18 protein-coding genes are annotated in these 17868 nt (G+C 68.5%); 10 read left to right on the forward strand and 8 right to left on the reverse strand.

Annotated features, from left to right (window positions below; all coding sequences use genetic code 11):
* Nucleotides 1-60 precede the first annotated feature (60 nt).
* The gene (locus BO221_RS40920; RefSeq protein ID WP_073566362.1) at nt 61-339 is read left to right on the forward strand and encodes a hypothetical protein; all 279 of its coding nucleotides are present in this window, start codon (nt 61-63) and stop codon (nt 337-339) included.
* Between the two features lie 49 nt (nt 340-388).
* On the opposite strand, the gene BO221_RS40925 is transcribed toward BO221_RS40920, so the two are convergent.
* On the reverse strand, nt 389-736 hold the full coding sequence (locus tag BO221_RS40925) for a hypothetical protein (protein ID WP_073566363.1): 348 nt from the start codon (nt 734-736) through the stop codon (nt 389-391).
* 277 nt (nt 737-1013) lie between these two features.
* Between BO221_RS40925 and rplU the strand changes: the two genes are divergently transcribed.
* From rplU to BO221_RS40960, 7 genes are all read left to right on the forward strand, one after another.
* Nucleotides 1014-1322, forward strand: a complete 309-nt coding sequence (gene rplU, locus BO221_RS40930; protein ID WP_043394101.1) for a 50S ribosomal protein L21 — start codon at nt 1014-1016, stop codon at nt 1320-1322.
* 60 nt (nt 1323-1382) lie between these two features.
* Nucleotides 1383-1649, forward strand: coding sequence for a 50S ribosomal protein L27 (gene rpmA, locus BO221_RS40935; protein ID WP_043394103.1), 267 nt, complete (start codon nt 1383-1385; stop codon nt 1647-1649).
* Between the two features lie 132 nt (nt 1650-1781).
* Nucleotides 1782-3161: a GTPase ObgE gene (gene obgE, locus BO221_RS40940; protein ID WP_073566364.1), complete on the forward strand. Its 1380-nt coding sequence runs from the start codon at nt 1782-1784 to the stop codon at nt 3159-3161.
* Between the two features lie 4 nt (nt 3162-3165).
* On the forward strand, nt 3166-3855 hold the full coding sequence (locus tag BO221_RS40945) for an RNA methyltransferase (protein ID WP_073566365.1): 690 nt from the start codon (nt 3166-3168) through the stop codon (nt 3853-3855).
* A 76-nt stretch (nt 3856-3931) separates the two neighbouring features.
* Entirely contained in the window at nt 3932-4705 is a 774-nt protein-coding gene (locus BO221_RS40950; protein WP_073566366.1) for an outer membrane lipoprotein carrier protein LolA, read from the forward strand.
* 3 nt (nt 4706-4708) lie between these two features.
* Nucleotides 4709-6157, forward strand: coding sequence for a hypothetical protein (locus tag BO221_RS40955; RefSeq protein WP_073566367.1), 1449 nt, complete (start codon nt 4709-4711; stop codon nt 6155-6157).
* Nucleotides 6158-6247: 90 nt separating this feature from the next.
* Nucleotides 6248-7699: a hypothetical protein gene (locus BO221_RS40960; protein ID WP_073566368.1), complete on the forward strand. Its 1452-nt coding sequence runs from the start codon at nt 6248-6250 to the stop codon at nt 7697-7699.
* A 15-nt stretch (nt 7700-7714) separates the two neighbouring features.
* On the opposite strand, the gene rimO is transcribed toward BO221_RS40960, so the two are convergent.
* From rimO to BO221_RS40995, 7 genes are all read right to left on the reverse strand, one after another.
* Nucleotides 7715-9088 carry a 30S ribosomal protein S12 methylthiotransferase RimO gene (gene rimO / locus BO221_RS40965; RefSeq protein WP_233166504.1) on the reverse strand — a complete coding sequence of 458 codons (1374 nt, stop codon included), beginning with the start codon at nt 9086-9088 and terminating at the stop codon, nt 7715-7717.
* A 45-nt stretch (nt 9089-9133) separates the two neighbouring features.
* Nucleotides 9134-10258: a hypothetical protein gene (locus tag BO221_RS40970; protein ID WP_073566369.1), complete on the reverse strand. Its 1125-nt coding sequence runs from the start codon at nt 10256-10258 to the stop codon at nt 9134-9136.
* Between the two features lie 2 nt (nt 10259-10260).
* Nucleotides 10261-10758: a YajQ family cyclic di-GMP-binding protein gene (locus tag BO221_RS40975; RefSeq protein WP_073566370.1), complete on the reverse strand. Its 498-nt coding sequence runs from the start codon at nt 10756-10758 to the stop codon at nt 10261-10263.
* A gap of 17 nt (nt 10759-10775) precedes the next feature.
* Nucleotides 10776-12419: a ribonuclease J gene (locus BO221_RS40980; protein WP_073566371.1), complete on the reverse strand. Its 1644-nt coding sequence runs from the start codon at nt 12417-12419 to the stop codon at nt 10776-10778.
* A gap of 103 nt (nt 12420-12522) precedes the next feature.
* Entirely contained in the window at nt 12523-14496 is a 1974-nt protein-coding gene (locus BO221_RS40985) for a hypothetical protein (RefSeq protein ID WP_073566372.1), read from the reverse strand.
* A gap of 88 nt (nt 14497-14584) precedes the next feature.
* Nucleotides 14585-14785, reverse strand: coding sequence for a hypothetical protein (locus BO221_RS40990; protein WP_073566373.1), 201 nt, complete (start codon nt 14783-14785; stop codon nt 14585-14587).
* A 52-nt stretch (nt 14786-14837) separates the two neighbouring features.
* Nucleotides 14838-15143, reverse strand: a complete 306-nt coding sequence (locus tag BO221_RS40995; RefSeq protein ID WP_143195980.1) for a hypothetical protein — start codon at nt 15141-15143, stop codon at nt 14838-14840.
* A 95-nt stretch (nt 15144-15238) separates the two neighbouring features.
* On the opposite strand from BO221_RS40995, the gene BO221_RS41000 reads away from it, so the two are divergent.
* Together BO221_RS41000 and BO221_RS41005 are read left to right on the forward strand one after the other, a co-directional pair.
* Nucleotides 15239-16960 (forward strand): glycoside hydrolase family 15 protein, encoded by a 1722-nt coding sequence (locus tag BO221_RS41000; protein ID WP_073566375.1) that lies wholly within the window; start codon nt 15239-15241, stop codon nt 16958-16960.
* An 86-nt stretch (nt 16961-17046) separates the two neighbouring features.
* Nucleotides 17047-17868 (forward strand): NAD(P)-dependent oxidoreductase, encoded by an 822-nt coding sequence (locus tag BO221_RS41005; RefSeq protein ID WP_073566376.1) that lies wholly within the window; start codon nt 17047-17049, stop codon nt 17866-17868.

Below are 17868 nucleotides of genomic sequence, written 5' to 3' on the forward strand. Positions count from 1 at the left end.
GAAGTGAACCCCCGCCTCCTGTCGCCGTGGAGCGGGATTTCGATGAGGGAGGGAAGACCCATGAGGATGTTCCGGATTCAGATGGCCGTGGCGCTGGCCTGCAGCAGTCTCGTCGTTGGTTGCTCTTCCACCGAGCAGCAGTTCTGCAAGCGTGCGGATGAGTGCAACATCCTCCCGGCGGGCCTGAGCGCGGACGAGTGCACGGACCAGTACACGAAGTGCACGGATGACCTCACCTCCTCGGAGCGCGCGGACTGGGAGAACGGGACGAATGATTGTCTCGAGCTGCAGTCCTGCACGAACTTCTTCAACTGCTTCCAGAACGTCCCGGGCTGCTAGGCGGTCCGCGGTCCGGCTGGCTTCTGGGGTACGTCCAGGAGCCGCCGGGCTAGAAGATGGCCGCCTCGCAGGTGTTGCTGAGGGCGTTGCCGCTGCTGTCACAGGCGGTGAGGGCCTGGAAGAAGGACGCCTGCTGCTCGGGCTGGCAGGTGCCGAGCCGCTCGTAGCACTCCACCTGGGCCCGGAGCCGCTCCAGGTCATCCCCGTCGCACTCCTGGAGGTTCTGCTCGCACCGGCCGGCCTCGAAGGCGGGCAGGGGCGCCTGCTCCACGCAGGGCTGGGACTTCCGGCCCACCTCCGCATAGGCCTCCGCCAGATCCGCGCAGGCGGTGCTCCGGCACCCGCTCAGGAGCAGCGCGGCGGCCAGGGGGGCGAGCATCCATCCGGACTTCCGCATCGGGAGCACTCCTAGTAGAAGGGGAGGGCCCAGCCTACCGGCGGGGCAGGCGGCCGGGCGGGCCAGGGAGTACCGCCTGTCCACGGGTGGGCAGGGCGAGGGGTGGGGGCTCCGGGAGTGCACTCCGTGCGCCACCGAGTGCTATCTGCCTTGACTCCCCTGTCCTTCTCCCGTAGATCGGGCGACCTTTGCATCGTAGGACGGTTTTTCACGTCCGAAATGCACGCCGGCCTTTCACGGGTTGAATCAACCCGGAACAAAACTCAGGGGTTCAACGATGTACGCAGTCATTCGCACGGGCGGGAAGCAGTACCGCGTGGCCGAGGGCGACGTGCTCCGGATCGAGAAGGTCACGGGAGACGTCGGCGCCGAGGTGACCTTCAACGAAGTCCTGATGCTCGGTGGTTCGGACAGCCCGAAGGTGGGCCGTCCGACCGTGTCGGGCGCCAGGGTCGTGGGCAAGATCCTTGCCCAGGACAAGCACCGCAAGGTGCTGCACTTCCGCAAGGAGAAGGAGGGCTGGACGCGCCGCCGTGGCCACCGTCAGCCCTACACCGAGGTCAAGGTGACCTCCATCTCCGGCTAGTCCGGGTCACAACTTCCCGGAGCGCTGTGAGGCGCGCCGGCCTCATCAGGAATCGGTGTCATGGCTCATAAAAAGGGACAAGGTTCTTCGCGCAACGGTCGCGATTCCAATCCGAAGTACCGCGGCGTGAAGGTGTTCGCCGGCGAGACTGTCAGCGCGGGGAGCATCCTCGTGCGGCAGCTCGGCACGGTGATCCACCCGGGCGCCAACGTGAAGCTCGGTCGTGACTACACGCTCTTCGCCACGGTGGACGGAGTGGTGAAGTACGAGCGCCAGGGCCGGGACCGCAAGAAGGTCTCCGTGCACCCGGCGCAGACGAGCGCCTAGTCCGCGCGTCGTCTGAAAGGGGAACTGGCCCTGGCCGGTTCCCTGTTTGCCTCGTGAGCGGGTCGCTCCCGGTCCATACGCCTCCTGGCGTGGGACGTGGAGGCGGCCCGTTCCGCATTTCTGGGGTCTGGGATGAAATTCGTCGATGAAGTCCGCATCTTCGTGAAGGCCGGAGACGGGGGCAACGGGGCCGTTGCCTTCCGCCGGGAGAAGTACGTCGATCGCGGCGGCCCCAATGGTGGGGATGGGGGAGACGGCGGCTCGGTCATCTTCGAGGCCAATCCGCAGCTCACCACGTTGCTGGACTACCGCTACCAGCAGCACCACCGGGCGAAGGGTGGCGAGAACGGGATGGGCAGCGACTGCAATGGCCGCTCGTCCGAGGATCTGATCCTCAAGGTGCCGGTGGGGACGATCATCCGCGACGTGGACACCGAGGAGGTGTTGGCGGACCTGAACACGGCCGGCGAGCGCACGGTGGTGTGCAAGGGCGGCCGGGGCGGGTTGGGCAACATGAACTTCGCCACCTCCACGCGGCAGACGCCGCGCTTCGCCCAGGACGGCACCAAGGGCGAGGAGCGCACCCTGCGGCTGGAGCTGAAGCTGCTGGCGGACGTGGGACTGCTGGGCTACCCCAACGCGGGCAAGAGCACGCTCATCTCCGTCGTGAGCCGGGCGCGGCCGAAGATCGCCGACTACCCGTTCACCACGCTGGTGCCCAACCTGGGCCTGGTCCAGTACAAGGACGGCCTGTCCTTCGTGATGGCGGACATCCCCGGAATCATCGAGGGCGCCAGCGAGGGCGTGGGGCTGGGGCACCAGTTCCTGCGGCACGTGGAGCGCTGCAAGGTGCTCATCCACCTGTTGGACATGGGCACCGAGGTCGAGGACCGGGCGCCGCTCAAGGACTTCGACATCCTCAACGAGGAGCTGCGCAAGTACAGCGAGGAGCTGTCGCACAAGCCCCAGGTGGTGGCCGCGAACAAGCTGGATCTGCCGCACGCGCAGGAGCGGCTCGGGAAGCTGACGGAGGAGATGCGCAAGCGCGGCATCGCCGTGTTCCCCGTCTCGTGCGCCACGGGCGAGGGCATGCAGCCGCTGCTGGACGCGGTGGCCGAGGTGCTCTTCACCGGCCGCACGGACAAGCTGCACGTGGAGCCGCCGCCCAAGCCCCGGGCGGAGAAGAAGGCCGCTCCGGCGCCCGCGAAGAAGGCTCCGGCGGCGGTGAAGACGGTCGCCGCGAAGAAGGCGCCCGCGAAGAAGGCGCCCGCGAAGAAGGCCGCGGCGGTGAAGAAGGCGCCCGCGAAGAAGGCGGCAGTCGCGAAGAAGGCGCCCGCGAAGAAGGCGGCGGTGAAGAAGGCGCCCGCGAAGAAGGCCGCGCCCGCGAAGAAGGCGCCTGCCAAGAAGGCGGCGGCGAAGCGGGTGGTGACGAAGAAGGCCGCGGCGAAGAAGGCACCGGCACGCGGGGCGGCGGCGAAGAAGGCCGCGCCGAAGCGGGCCCGGAGGTCCTGACGCGATGGCTGGTGGCGGCCCCCGTTACGAGAAGCTCGAGAAGGCTCCGATCGACGCGGAGTCCCTGTTGCTCGACGTGCGCAAGGAGAAGATCGACAAGGTCATCTCCCAGCGCACGCGCACCTTCACCATCGTGCTGGACCGGCTGGAGGACAGCTTCAACATCGCCGCGGTGTTGCGCACCTGCGAGGCCAATGGCCTCCAGGAGGTGCATGTCATCGTCAACCCCGCGGCGCCGTTCATGCCCAACTCGCGGGTGGGGCAGGGGTGCGACAAGTGGCTCGACGTGAAGCTCTACAAGGACTTCGCCTCGTGCCGCGAGCACCTCAAGTCGCGGGGCTTCTCGATCTACGCCTCGGCCATCCGCGAGGACGCCACCAGCCTGTACTCGATGCGTTTCGACTCGAAGATCGCCCTCGTCTTCGGCAACGAGCGTGAAGGGGTGAGCCAGGAGGTGCTGGACGGTTCGGACGGCACCTTCTGGATTCCGATGCGCGGCTTCAGCCAGAGCCTGAACATTTCCGCCGCCGTGTCGGCCTGTGTCACCCGGGTCATCTCCTGGCGCGAGGAGCACCTCGGGCACGTGGGAGACCTCACCGAGGCCGAGGCCCAGGTGCTGCGCGACCGCTTCTATATGCTCGCTGTGAAACAGCGGAAGCGCATCTTCAAGAAGGCGCCCCCCTCCAGGCCTTGAATGCCGGGCCGGGTGCCCCGTCTGTAGGTACAGTTGGATTCGCGGGCGGCTCGCCCGCCTGGAGAGAGCTCAAGCCATGTACCTCGAGAAGCTGCTCGTGACCCTGCTCGCCGCGCCGGTGATTGCTCCGGTGCCTACCACCGTTGCCCACCAGGTGGTTGCTCAGGCGCCCGCTCAGCCGGCCCCTGCTCCGGCCGCTCCCAAGGCGGAAGCGCCGAAGGCCGCCGAGGCCCCCAAGGCCGCCGCGAAGAAGATCGCTCCCGAGGTGAAGGAATTGGTGGAGCGGATGCAGGCCTTCTACGAGAAGACGCAGGACTTCTCGGCCGAGTTCAAGCAGGACTACAAGTACAAGGTCCTGCGGCGCACGCAATCGTCCACGGGCACGGTCATCTACAAGAAGCCGGGCCTGATGCGCTGGGAGTACCTGAAGCCCTCCACGCGCACCTTCGTGCTGGCCGGCGAGAAGGTGTACGCGTACGACCCCGAGGCGCAGACGCTGAGCGTGGGCCGCATCGACACCAGCCAGCTTTCCGCGTCGGTGACGTTCCTCTTCGGCCAGGGCAAGCTGGCGGACGAGTTCTCCATCAGCAAGGGCGCGTGCAAGGACTGCAAGGGCACGCTCCTGGTGCTGGATCCCCTCAAGCCGGATCCGCGCTTCCAGCAGGTGCGCCTGGAGGTGGACTCGAAGACGGCGCAGGTGCTGAAGAGCACGGTGGTGGACCCGGACGGCAGCGAGAACGCCATCGCCTTCATCAACCTGAAGACGAACGTGGGCGTCGGGGCGGATGCCTTCAAGATCAACCCGCCCGAGGGGACGCGCATCGACGACTTCACCAAGCCGCGGAAGTAGCCGATGAGGAGCGCGCGTCTCGGGGCCCTGCTGTTGTTGCTCGCCGGGTGTCACCGGGGAGCGGGCCCCGCCGCGCCCGAGGCCCCGGGCAGTCTCGTGGGCCAGACGTTGCCTCTGCTGCCCTCGCCGAACCTGCGGCTCGTGGTGGAGGGGAAGCTGAATGGGCGTCCGGTGCCGGTGGTGCTGGACGTGGCCCGGGGGCTCTCGGCGGTGTCCTCGGCCTGCTGGGATGAGAAGAAACCGCCTCCGCCCGTGATGGGCTCGGCGCGTGTTCCGGATGTCTACGGCGTGCCCGGGACCCTGCGTGACTGGCCCCTGGTTCGCCTGCCGGGCCTGCGCGTGGGCGGTATCAACCTGGGGCCTCGTGGCATGGGACTCACCGATGAGCGGGCCTGCGCGGTGACGCTGGGGGCCGATGTGCTCGCCGCCTATGCGTTCACGGTGGACCCGCTGCGCCGGGAGATCACCTTCGAGAAGTCCCGCCCGCGCGCGGAGCACCTCGCCGACGCGGCCGCTCCTGGCGGGGACCCTGCCGAGGAGGTGCACCGGCTCGAGCTCGCGAGGGACCCGGTGGGTGACTGGCCACTGCTGGCGGCGCGGGTGACGCAGGGAGAGCCGGCCCTCACGGGGCCCTTCGTGCTGGGCTCGCGCGAGCCCTTCTCGCGGCTGGCGATGGGGGCCGCGGATGCGCAGGGATTCCAGGCGCTGGAAACGGCCGCCAACCTGCCGCCGAGGGCCTACCTGGTGGACGCGGTGGAGGTGACGTCGGGACTGGGGGTGACGCCCCTGGTGATGGAGGCCGGGGTGGGTTGGAGGAACCCGGCCACGCTGGGCCGGCTGGGGCCGGACGTCTGGGGCCGCTTCCGCGCCACGGTGGATGTGCAGGGGGACACGCTGGTGCTGCGCCGGCCGAGCGTGCAGGCCACCGAGGGCCGCCAGCGTTGCGCGCGTCCGGGCTCCCAGAATCCGGAGGAGGCGCGTGAAGAGGCCTGCTTCGGGTTGCACGTGCGGCGGGGGGCGGACGGCCGGATGGCCCTCACGAGCGCGGTGTTCCGCGACCTGCCCGAGGGAGGGCGGGTGCACGTGGAGCCACTGGGCGAGGACGGCAAGCCGCTGACGCTGGACTGCCAGGTGGGTTTCTCGTTCTCGCCCACGAGCCGGGGCGTGACGACCCAGCACCTGGTGCCGTGGCCGAGGCTGACGCAGGCGATGCCCGAGTGCGCCGAGGCCTTGAAGTCGGTGCGCGGGTATTCGCTGGCGCTGTTCGAGGAAGGGCAGCTCCAGGAGTGCCCGAACGCGTGCATCTTCGTGCACCAGGGGAGCACGAGGCGCACGGTATGCGAGTGCCAGCCGACGCCACTGGGAGACGCGGTGGCGGTACCCCAGCGGAGCAAGACGTCGAAGCCGCCGACGAAGAAGGAGCGCGAGCAGGAGCCCGAGGACCCGCGCTAACCCATTTCCCCTCGCCCTCCGGGAGAGGGACAGGGTGAGGGTGCCACGGACCCCGGGTTCCCCTCTGGAAGCGGTATAAGGCGGGCCGGAATGTCCCGAGAGCCGCAGGCCGCACCTGCCCCCCCGCGCGAATCCTGGAAGATCGCCCTCCTGCTGATGGCATGGGGGCTCTTCGCCGCGTGGTGCGTGAGCGGCATTCCTCCCGCCGTGGATCTGCCCGCCCACGCGGCCCAGATGCAGACACTCGCGGAACTGCTCCGCGGCAATCCGCAGGTGTCCGCCTACTACGAGGCGCACTTCCCGCTCGGCTACGGGCTGCCCATCTGGCTCTTCCTGCCGGTGACGCTGCTGACGAATGGGGCCTTCGCGGCGCGGTTGGCCGCCTGGACGGCCCTGATGCTCTTCCCCCTGGCCCACCTGGCGTTCACACGCGTCCTGCACCGGCCCGCGTGGACGGTGGTGTTCGGGCTCCCGCTCGCCTTCAACATCTCCTACTGGTACGGCTTCCTGCCGAGCCTCTTCTCCCTGCCGCTCGCCCTGCTGTCGCTCGCGCTCTACCTGCACGCGCTGCGCGGCTCCGGGCGCATGGTGGGCGCGGTAGTGGGGCTCGCGCTCCTGTCCACGGCGACGATGCTCTCGCACCTCGTGGCCTTCGGGGCGCTCTGCGTGGGCGTGGCCGCGCTCGCGCTCACCTCGGATGATCGGAGACGAGCGATAGGTCTCGCCGCCGCGGGGTTCGCGCTTCCCCTGGCACTCTGCGCGACCCGCGTGCTGACGCTCGCATCGAGGGCCGTCACCCCCGGCAACCACATGGCCACGGACTATGGCTGGGGCTCCCACTTCAACTGGCTGCTGCGCAACTACCGTCCCGAGGGCCGTCTCGCCGTCATCGGCCCGGTGCTGGTGACGCTGGTGTTCGTGGTGGCGTACCTGCGCCACCGGCGCGAGGAGCCTCGGGCGCCCTGGGTGCTCTTCCTCGCGCTGGGGGCCCTCTTCCTGGTGACGCCCAAGGCGCTCTCGGGCGCATGGCTCATCCACGTGCGCCTGCCCGTGCTCGCGGGCATCGTCGCCCTCGTGCTGGTGGACCCGGCGCGCATCGATCGGCGGCTGCGAACCCTGCTGTTGCTCGTGGTGGTGGCGTCACTCGCGGAGACGGCGCGCTACCACTGGCGTTTCAAGCAGGAGGTGGCGGGACTCGAAACACTGGTGGCGAGTCCTCCGCCGCCGGGAGTGCACGGCTACGTCTCACTCGTGGGGAACCGGGCCCAGGGAAGCCGCCTCGTCTACCTGGAGCACCTGGGCCAGTGGTGGACGGCGACGCAGGGCGGGGTGGGGCACCACTTCTTCGCCGATGCGGATCACCAACCGGTGCGCTTCCGTCCGGGCCAGTCGCTGCCCCAGTGGATGGACGCGGGCTCCGAGGAGCAGCTGGCGCCTTTCAGCGCCCTGCTGGTGTACGGGGATGCGCCGCTGCCCGGGACCCTCAAGGGCTTCGAGGAGACCGGGCACGCGGGCTCGTGGCGCCGCCTGGAGCGGCGCTGAGTCACTCCGGGGACGTCAGCGCTGCGACGTCACCACGGGCATGGGGAAGGCCTCGCGCGGCTTGTGCACGCGGTCCTTCGGGTTGGGGCGCTCGACCACCTTGGCGATCAGGTCGTAGTCGTGCGCCTCCGTCACCTCCACGGTGACGAACTCGCCCGGGTAGGCCAGACCGTCGTTGATGTAGACCAGACCGTCGATCTCCGGCGCCTGGCCCTCGTGGCGGCCCACCAGCAGGTGCTCGGACTCCTCGCTCGGGCCCTCCACCAGGACTTCGATGCGCTGCCCCACGAGCTTCTTGTTCTGCTCGCGGTTGATGCGCTTCTGGATGGCCATCACCTCGCGCCACCGGCGCTCGATGGTCTGCTTCGGCACCTTGTTCTCGTACTCGTACGCCGCCGTGCCTTCCTCGTCCGAGTACTGGAACACGCCGAGCCGCTCGAAGCGCTGCTCCTTCACGAACTCCTTGAGCATCTCGAAGTCCTCCTCGGTCTCGCCGGGCAGGCCGACGATCATCGAGGTGCGCATCACCAGCCCCGGCACCCGGGCGCGCAGCTTAGTCAGCAGCTCCTTGAGGAACTTGCTGTCCCGGCCGCGCTTCATCGACAGCAGCAGCTTGTCGCTCGCGTGCTGCAGCGGCATGTCCAGGTACCGGGCGATCTTCTTCTCCGTGGCCATCAGCTCGATGAGCTCGTCGGTGAAGACGCGCGGGTATGCGTAGTGCAGGCGGATCCACTTCACGTCCACCTTCACCAGCTCGCGCAAGAGGTCATGCAGCTTGGGCTTGCCGGGCAGGTCATGCCCGTAGGCCGTCAGGTCCTGCGCCACGAGGTTGAGTTCCTGCACGCCCTGCTCGGACAGGCGCTGGGCCTCGGCGACGACGTCCGCGATGGGCCGCGAGCGCTGGCCACCGCGCAGCGTGGGGATGATGCAGAAGGCGCACGCGTTGTCGCAGCCCTCGGAGATCTTCAGGTATGCCGTGTAGGACGGCATCGAGTTCTCGCGCGGCGTCTGCGCGTCGTGGATGTAGTCCGGATCCGGAATCACCTGACGCGGGCTGGCCTCGGCGGCGAGCAGATCACCAATCTGGGCGTAGGCGCTCGTGCCCAGGAAGTGGTCCACCTCGGGCATCTCCTTGGAGAGCTCGGCGCCGTAGCGCTGCGAGAGGCAACCGGTGACGACGAGGGTGCTGCACTCCCCCGACTTCTTGTACTCGGCCATCTCCAGGATGGAGTCCACGGACTCCTGCTTGGCGGGCCCGATGAAGGCACAGGTATTGACGACGATGACCTGGGCCGCGGCGGGATCCTGCACCAGCGAGTAGCCCCGCTGCTTGAGGGTGCCGAGCATCACCTCGGAGTCCACCCGGTTCTTCGGGCAGCCGAGGGTCATCATGTAGAGGCTCTTGGTCTCTGGGGGATTCTGCACAGCTTTACCTTACCGCTTTCCGAGTTCGGTCCGCTCGAAGTGGTCGCCACTCCAAGCAAAGTTGATGGTCGGGCCGTTCGAGTAACGGATGCTCAACGCGCCCTCTTCATCGAGCACCACCGAGGTGGCTCGTCCCAGTGCACAGGTAGCGGCCGGCCACTCGAGCACCCGTTGCGCCGTCTTCCCCTTCACCATGTAGAGGCCGAGGCGCAATTCCTTGTCCGCGTCACACGTGCCATTGGCGGTGTAGGGGCTCTCGCCCGACAACACCACCAGCAGGGTCTTTCCATTCGGCAGCAGGAGCGTCTTGGGGACGTTCACCCCCACCGACGCCGCGTCCACCGTCTTGGGAGCCACCAGCACCTCCAGCAGCACGGGCGTCAGGGGCTCGTCCGCCTCCACCCAGTCCGGGTAATGGAGGATGCCGTAGCCCAGCCAGCCGTCCGGTTGGGCCTCGAGCCCGATGACGCCCTGGGGCGGCTTCAGCTTGAGGCCCTTGCGGAAGTCGTCCGGTAGCCGGAGCGCCTCGCCCACCATGCCGCCGCCCTTGCAGTTGGAGACGGCCGGGGGGGTGGAGCCCTCCGCGTCCACGTCCTCGTAGGTGAGGCACAGGTCGAAGGTGAGCGGCTCCTCCGCTGGGAAGCGCGGCAGGGCCCGGGCGGGAATGGCCACCTCGAGCGCCAGGGTGTTGTCCTTGCGCTTCACGCCCACTTCCACCAGCTCCTGGGCGTACCGGGAGGTACCACTTTCCGGCGGCGAGGCCCGCTTGCCGTCGAAGGCGAAGCGGAAGATGTGACCGCTGGCGGTGGTGCCGGCGTCCGGGAAGAAGACGGTGAGGGTGAGCAGGTCCGAGGCCTGGAGCTGATCGTCCGTGGCCTCCACCCCCACGAAGAGGGTGTCCTTGCGCCACCCGGCGCGGGCGGTGAACGAGGCGCTCGCGTCCACGGAGGCCGGCGGCTTCAAGGTGAGCGTGGCGGGGAAGTCCTTGAGGTTGCCATCGAGCTTCGGCGCGCGCCCCAGCGAGGGCACGGACTTCACCGTGCGGGGCCTGGCGGGGGCCTGCTCCTTCTCCTGGGCGAAGGCGGCCCCTGGCACGAGCGCCGAGAGGAGGGCGGAAACGACGAGTGAGCGCACGGCTAGTCCCGGAAGTTGGTGAACTGCATGTCGAGCTGCAGCTTGTCCGCTTCCTTCCGGAAGAGGGCGATGGCGGCCTGCAGGTCGTCCTTGTTCTTGCCCGTCACCCGGAGCTGATCAGCCTGGATGGAGCCCTGCACCTTCATCTTGGAGTCCTTGAGCAGCTTCACCAGCTCCTTGGACTTCTCCACCGGGATGCCCTGCTGCAGCTTGATGAGCTGCTTCACGTTGGACAGGCCCGTCTTCTCGATGGGCTCGTACTCCAGCGCCAGCAGCGAGATGCCGCGCTTGGCCAGCTTGGAGAGGAGGACTTCCTTGGCGGCCTGGACCTTGTCCTCGCTGTTGGCCTTCACCGTGATGGAGGTCTTGTCCGGCGCGAGCACGATGTCCCCGTTGACGCCCTGGAAGTCGTAACGGGTGGAGATCTCCTTCTTGGCCTGGTTGACCGCGTTGTCCAGCTCGGCAATGTCGATTTTGGAGACGACGTCGAAGGAAGGCATGGCAGTTCGCGCCCTTATCACACCTTGATGACCATCGGCACCACGACGGGCCGCTTGGATGTATACAGCTTGAAGGCCCGGCGCACCGCCTTCGCCAGTTCCTCCCGCACCCGGGCGTCATCCCCCCGGAGTTGCTGGGACATCTCCAGGAAGAAGGCCCGGGCGTCCTCGGCCACCCGGGGCAGCAGGACCTGCTCGTCCAGGTTGAGCCCCTGTCCGGACAGCTGGGGGCCCGCCAGGACGGACAGGCTGGCCCGCTCGATGACCAGGGCCGCCACGATGATGCCCGTCTCGGCGATGCGGGTGCGCTCCTGGAGGATGTCGGGCGTCACCACACCCTGGCCGAACCGGTCCTGGTAGATGCGGCCGGTCTGGACGCTGCCCGAGAAGCGGCCCCGGCCCTCCTCGAAGACGAGCAGATCCCCATCATGGGCCAGCAGGAGCTGGTCGGGGGTCAGCCCGGATTCCTTGGCGGTGGCCAGGTGTCGGTGGAGGTGGTGCAGCTCGCCGTGGATGGGGACGAAGTTCTTGGGGCGCACCAGGTCCAGCACCCGCCGCTGCTGGGGTTGGCTGGCGTGGCCGGACACGTGAATGCCCGGCTCCAGGTCCGGGTAGACGACGCGGGCGCCGCGCCACAGGAGCTGGTCGATGAGGCCGGACACGGCGCGCTCGTTGCCGGGGATGGCGCGGGCACTGAGGACGACGAGGTCCCCCGGGCCCAGGCGCAGGGGGCCTTCCCCGGCGGCGAGCTGGGAGAGGCCGGCACGGGGCTCGGCCTGGGAGCCGGTGGCGAGCACCAGCACGCGCTCCGGGGGGAGTCTGGCCGCGTCCTCGAGCGGGATGAAGAGCCCGTCGGTGACGGAGGGGAGGAAGCCGAGCTCGCGGGCCATCTCGATGTTGCGCATCATGCTGCGCCCCATCGTCACCACCTTGCGCTCCAGCGTCCGCGCCAGGTCCAGCACGTGGTGGATGCGGTGCAGGTTGGAGGCGAACATGCTCACCACGATGCGGCCGGTCACGTCGCGGAAGAGCCGCTCGAAGGTCTGCTCCACCTCGCGCTCGCTGCCCGTCTCGTGGGTGCGCTCGGAGTTGGTGGAGTCGGACAGGAGGCAGAGCACGCCCTGGTCACCGAGCTCGCCCCAGCGCTCCAGGTCGGTGCGCAGGCCGTCGATGGGGTCCGGGTCCAGCTTGAAGTCCCCGGTATGGATGACGGGGCCCTCGGGGGTGTGGACGACGTAGCCCACGGCATCGGGCACGGTGTGGGTGACGCGGGTGGCCTCGACCTTGAAGTGGGCGCCCACGGGGAAGGGGTTGCGGGGCTCTATCTCCCGCAGGTCTGCCTCCACGCCCAGCTCGTGGAGCCGGTGGCGCACCATGCCGAGCGTGAAGCGGGTGCCGTAGACGGGGACGGGCACCTCGTTGAGCAGGAAGGGCAGGGCGCCGACGTGGTCCTCGTGACCATGGGTGAGGAGGATTCCCTTGAGCAGGGAGGCGTTCTGCCGGAGGTAGGTGAAGTCCGGGAGGATGATGTCCACGCCCAGGGTGCCAATGGGGGGGAACATCAGCCCGCAGTCGATGAGGAGCATCTCCCCACGGCAGGCGATGACCATCGCGTTGAGGCCAATCTCGCCGAGTCCTCCGAGGGGAATCACGTGGAGCATGCGTCTACATATATGGCCACGGAGGGGCAGGCGGCCTCAGGAATCGCCCGCCCACTCCCTCGTGTCCTGACGCGGAGTCCCGTTATTCCCGAAGCTCGGGGCGTTACTGCTCCTCGGCAACCGCGGTCATTCTCCACCAATGCTCGTAATCTCGCGAAGGCAGGCTCGGGAGCCGGATGACGGTGAAGGGGGCTTCCCGGAGCTTCTCGTCGTAGATTTTGCCGTCGGGAATGCGGAAGGACTGGTAGTCGAATTGATTCTCGCGCTGCTTGAGCCACTCCTCGACCTGGGTCTGGCTGTCGGCGAGCACCAGTCCGTATTCGTAGTCGAGATAGTCCGGGAGCGAGACCCAGACCTCGAGCTGGCGCCAATCGGAGGCCCGGGGGAAGGTGAGCTCGGTGACGGAGGCGCGATCCTTGAACAGCGTCGCGCTGAAGGTATCCGGGTCGGAGGAGCCGCCCTCGAGGGGGATGGAATAGAAAAGCAGACGCTTGCCGTCCGGGCGTTCCGTGAGCTCATGGGGCCGGAAGTAGAGGTAGGCGGAGGAGTCGAAGCGGGCGGCGACCCTCTCGCTCCACTTGCGGTACATGGGGCGCAGGACGCGAGAATAGGTGGACTGCGCGTCGATCAGCTCGGAGGGAGGCTCGCAGATGCCCTCGATGCAGAAGGATTGCGGCTCCATCGGCTCACGCAGGTCGATGCCTCCGATGCAGGCATGGGGTTCCTTCATCATCGGTTCGGCCGCTTCCGGACCGGCCCACGTGCCATATCGATCGGATAGGTCGTAGACGCGGGCCTTGGCGAGCTTCCCATGGCAACCCAGGATGAGGAGCGGATAGCTCGGAGACTCCACCTCGGATGGCGGAGGCGTCTTCTGCTTGAGGGAGGTGAGCCACTGGAAGAGGCTCTCGAAACGTCCGCTGGCGAAGCTGGCCTGGACCAGGGCGGCATGGGCCTCGGTGGAGGGGGCCTGGCCCAGACTGGCGGCGGCCGCGAGCGCTCGGTGCAGGAGCACGGTGGCTTCCTCGGGTCTGCCGGCGCTCAGGGCTTCCTTGCCTTGGGCAAGGAGCAGCCCGGGCTCCAGCGGTGTGCGGCTGAGGAAGCGCAGCGCGGCGTACCCGGTGACAGGAGGCTGGTCCACGAATTCCACCTCTCCATCGGAGACCTCCACCCGGTGTCCGGGGTAGGCGATGACCTCTGCCCAATCTTCGTCGATGGAGCGGAGCTCGAGCGGCTGGTTCACGTTCAGGAGAGCGAGGGCCTTCGCCGAGGCTCTCGGCTCCTGGCGGATCCGCAGTCCCACCGCCGCGGAGTAGACCCGGGGTCCTTCATCGCTCGCCTCCTCCTCCTCGCTCGAGGTGAGGAGGGGAACGACGGGGAGGTCGGGAAGGGGGGCGAGTTCAGGCAGGGCCCCTGAGGTCGTGGGTGGCTGGCTTCCATTGAAGGCCGCGAGCGCCCCGAGCAGTCGCTGGAGGCGGGCCTCCTTGGGGAAGTGGTCGAAGGCACCGCGGGCGAGCAGCTCGGCCTGGGGGAACTCGGAGCGGGTGAGAAACGCGGCGAGTTGCTCCGCATAGCGCTCCACGGGTGGGGGTTTCTCGCCCACGGCTTGCGCGGGGACGAAGCCGAGGAACGCGCCCTCGTGGATCAGGGCGATGCTGCCCGGGCGGCCCCAGGTCTCGTGGGTCAGGGTCAGCGCTTCGACGGCATCTCCAAGGCTCTTGGTGGAACCGGCCTGCTGCGGCGCCGTTCCGATGGATTGCTCGACGGAGACGGTGGCCGTCTGGATCCACCGTGGCTCTCCCTTGAGCGGATACGGCGCGACACAGCTCTCGGACAGGTAGCGGCCCGTGCCGCTGCCCAAGGCTTCGAGCATGTGCAGGCGATCGCTGAAGGATACGCCCTGGACCTTGACCGTGGTCCCGAAGGAGAGCGAGCCCTGGGGCTCGGACCCCCAGCGGGAGGAATAGGTGGGGGTCTCGGTACAGGTGATCTGAACGTGCCGGGGCGCTTCGCTGGTGCAGCCCAGGGCGAGGAGGCACAGGCCGAGCTGGACCGGGATGAAGCGGGAGTGTGTCATGGCTCCCGCCAGTATATCCGGGCGCTCCCGTGGCGTGCTCCGGCCGACGGAGGTGGGCCGGATGTGGAATTCCGGATGGGTCTTCGCTTCACTCGGGGGGCAGCTCCTCCTTTCGAAGCACCTCGGCTGGGAGGTTGCGGCGCAGGGGCTCCAGGATGACGACGATCCATGCCGTCAGGGGCGAGGGCAGCATCACCAGGCCGAGGATGAAGAGGAAGCGAAGCACACGAAAGGCAAGGCGCAGGCTGGCGCGCACGAAGGTGCGCACGGCCTTGGGAAGCAAGGTCATGACGTGACTCCTTCAGCTGAAAGACACTCCGGGAACGGGACTCCGGAGCGGCTCAGTGAAGGAGCGCGCGATGCGTGAGGAAGAGGCGGCGCGGTGGCCCTGGCGCACGAGCCTCGCGGACGCCGCCGATGGAGAGCGGACGCGACATGCGCCGCACACCCTCCGAACCCTCCTGCCCACCATGCACGGGAGCCCGGGCTACGACCTGGGGCCTCTCGGACTCGCTCCGCTCGACCAGGACGGCCACCACGGCCGTGGCGGCCGAGGGGGTGTGCGCCGACGCACTGGCCCCGGCGAGCGCGAGGCACGCCAGCGCCAGCCTCAGCCAGCGAGCCATATGGTGCAGAGGACCGGACATCTGGCCTCAACGTAGCCACGAAGGCACTTTCGTCAAACCGCCCGCGGGGGCCGGTCTACACTCCGGGTCCGTCTCTTGCCCGCGGAGCCCCACACATGCCTCTGCCTCTCGAAGACTACGCCCTCATCGGTGATACCCAGAGTGCTGCCCTGGTGGGCAGGGATGGCTCCATCGACTGGCTGTGCTGGCCGCGCTTCGACTCGGATGCGTGCTTCGCGGCGCTGCTCGGGGACTCCTCGCACGGGCGATGGTTGCTCGCGCCAGTGGGCAACATCCGCAAGGTGACGCGCCGCTACCGTCCCGGCTCGCTCGTGCTGGAGACGGACTTCGAAACGGACTACGGCTCGGTGCGCGTGGTGGACTGCATGCCCCCGCGTGGCGCCGAGCCGGATGTCGTCCGCGTGGTGCATGGCCTCAAGGGCACCGTCCCCATGCGCATGGAGCTCTCCGTCCGCTTCGGCCATGGCGATCGCACACCCTGGCTGCGCTTCGGAGACAACCATGCCGTCGCCAAGGCCGGCCCGGACGCGGTGGCCCTGCATACCCCCATGGCCCTGCGGCGCAGCCAGTCCGTCCTCACCGCGGACTTCCCCGTCAACCCGAAGGAGCGAGTCCCCTTCGTGCTCTCCTGGTTCCCCTCGCACCAGTCCGTGCCGACCGCCATCGATGGCCTCGCCGCCGCCGACGATACCGAGGCCTGGTGGAAGGCGTGGTCCTCGCGCCTGCCGGCAACCACCCCCTGGTTCGAGCACGTCCAGCGCTCGCTCATCACCCTCAAGGCCCTCACGTATTCGCCCACGGGTGGCATCGTGGCGGCTCCCACCACGTCCCTGCCCGGCGGCTCCGGAGGGGATGCCCGCTACTGCTGGCTGCGCGACGCGACCCTGGCGCTGCAGGCCCTCCTGGATGCGGGTTACCTGGACGAGGCCCGTGCCTGGCGCGACTGGCTGGTGCTGGCCGTGGCCGGTGAGCCGGACGAAATGCAGCCGGTCTATGGCATTGCTGGCGAGCGCCGCCTGCCCGAGCAGGAGCTGCCGTGGCTGCCCGGCTACCAGGGCCACGCTCCGGTGCGCATTGGCCGGCGGGCCGAGCGAAAGGTCCACGTCGAGACGCTCGGCGAGCTGATGGACTGCTTCCACGAGGCCGAGCGCCTGGGCCTGCCGCCCACCGGCGACATGTGGTCGTTGCAGCGCGCCCTGCTGGAGCATCTGGAAGGCGCCTGGAAGCGTCCGCCCGAGGGCCGTCCCACCACCTTCTCCGGGGTGATGGCGTGGGTGGCGGTGGACCGGGCCCTGTCGAGCGCCGCGCGCTTCGGTCTGGACGCTCCAGTGGACCGCTGGAAGCAGCTGCGGGCGGACATTCACGCCGAGGTGTGCCGCGAGGGCTTCGACCCGGGCCGCAACACCTTCGTGCAGGAGTACGGCGGCAGTGCGCTCGACGCGCGGTTGCTGCGCATTCCGCTCGAGGGCTTCCTGGCCCCGGAGGACGCGCGGGTGCGCGGCACCGTGGATGCCATCGAGCGGGAACTGGGCGAGGGAGACTTCGTGCGCAGTGGAAGCGCGCGCGACAGCGGCCTCTCTCTCCCGTGCAGCTTCTGGCTGGCGGACTGCCTGCAACTCATCGGCCGGCGGGTGGAGGCCCAGGCGCTCTTCGAGCGGCTGTTGCTGGTGCGCAACGACGTGGGCCTGCTTCCCGAGGAGTACAGCCTCCAGCGCCGGCGTGGAGTGGGCGCCTTCCCCCACAGCTCCAGCCATGTGGCGCTCGTCCACACCGCCCTGGGTTTCGCCGGCCGCCAGGCTCCGGCCCCGGGGCGTTGATGTTCGCACCGCTGGCGCTCCCCTCTGGGACGAAGTACGCAGGGAGCTGAACGTCCCGCTCCTCCGGGCGGGAGAAAGGACCCACTGTGAGCACGTTGAAGGGGAAGACCCTGTTCATCACCGGCGCGAGCCGCGGCATTGGCCTGGCCATCGCGAAGCGCGCGGCCCAGGACGGCGCCAACGTCGTCATCGCCGCCAAGACGGCCGAGCCCCACCCGAAGCTGCCCGGCACCATCTACTCGGCCGCCGAGGAGATCGAGAAGGCCGGTGGCAAGGCGCTGCCCCTGATGGTGGACATCCGTTTCGAGGATCAGCTCCACGCCGCGGTGAAGCAGACGGTGGAGCGCTTTGGCGGCATCGACATCCTCGTGAACAACGCCAGCGCCATCAGCCTGACGGGCACGCAGGAGACGCCGATGAAGAAGTTCGACCTGATGTTCGGCGTCAACGTGCGTGGCACCTACGCCACCACCCAGGCCTGTCTGCCCGAGCTGCTCAAGGCGAAGAACCCGCACGTCCTCACCCTGTCGCCGCCGCTCAACATGAAGCCCAAGTGGTTCCAGAACCACGTGGCCTACACCATGGCCAAGTACGGCATGAGCATGTGCGTGCTCGGCATGGCGGAGGAGTTCCGGGACCAGGGCGTGGCCTTCAACGCGCTCTGGCCGCGCACCGTCATCGCCACCGCGGCCATCAACATGATCGGCGGCCAGGACATGATGGAGGCCAGCCGTACCCCGGAGATCATGGCCGACGCGGCCCACGTCATCCTCACCCGTGACAGCCGCTCGAGCACCGGCAACTTCTTCATCGACGAGGACCTGCTCCGCGAGACCGGCGTGAAGGACTTCTCCAAGTACCTGGTGAAGCCCGGCACCGAGCCGATGCAGGACTTCTTCCTCGACTGA

The sequence above is a fragment of the Archangium sp. Cb G35 genome, from assembly GCF_001896145.1.
Classification (GTDB): Bacteria; Myxococcota; Myxococcia; order Myxococcales; family Myxococcaceae; genus Archangium; species Archangium violaceum.